The organism is Photobacterium alginatilyticum (genome assembly GCF_009910675.1).
Classification (GTDB): domain Bacteria; phylum Pseudomonadota; class Gammaproteobacteria; order Enterobacterales; family Vibrionaceae; genus Photobacterium; species Photobacterium alginatilyticum.
In genome coordinates this window covers 1-464 of record NZ_RSEJ01000258.1, presented here as the reverse complement: position 1 = coordinate 464, position 464 = coordinate 1, and the positions used below count along the sequence as shown (strand labels likewise).

The following is a 464-nucleotide window of genomic DNA, read 5'->3' as shown; positions in this document are numbered from 1 at the left end:
CAAAAGAGTAGCAGCCGCTCCCTTTGTTGCTTTTCCCACTTCACTGCCCGAGTAAGAAACCGGTAAGGCGTCTTCGGCCGTGGTCAGGTCCGTGACCAATTGTCCCAAAATCGTGTTTTGGTCCRCCTGTGTCAKCTCATCCCCAGAGATATATGGGGTAAGCTGTAAAGGGATGTTTCCAAAACCGATGGCCATATGATAGTACACCAATGATCTAATGAACAGTGCTTCTCCTGTGACCCTGTTCTTTAGGGAGGCATCCATTTCCACATTAGGTATCCGTTCCAAAATCACGTTGCAATTGGCAATCACCTTGTACGATTCACTCCATGCGGAAGTAATCTGCTCGTTCAACGCATCTTCGGTAAAGGAATTGATTTCGGTGTATTGACGTGCCAACCCTGTGGCATCCGGACCTTGATCGGTATTATCGCTTCGCATCTCGAACATGGTCCAATACCCCC

Annotated in this window: 1 protein-coding gene; it reads right to left on the bottom strand. The window is 48.5% G+C overall.

Annotated features, from left to right (window positions below; all coding sequences use genetic code 11):
- Positions 1-450: RagB/SusD family nutrient uptake outer membrane protein (locus EIZ48_RS28730; RefSeq protein ID WP_205298659.1), on the bottom strand; the 450-nt coding region annotated here is incomplete at its 3' end.
- Positions 451-464 lie beyond the last annotated feature (14 nt).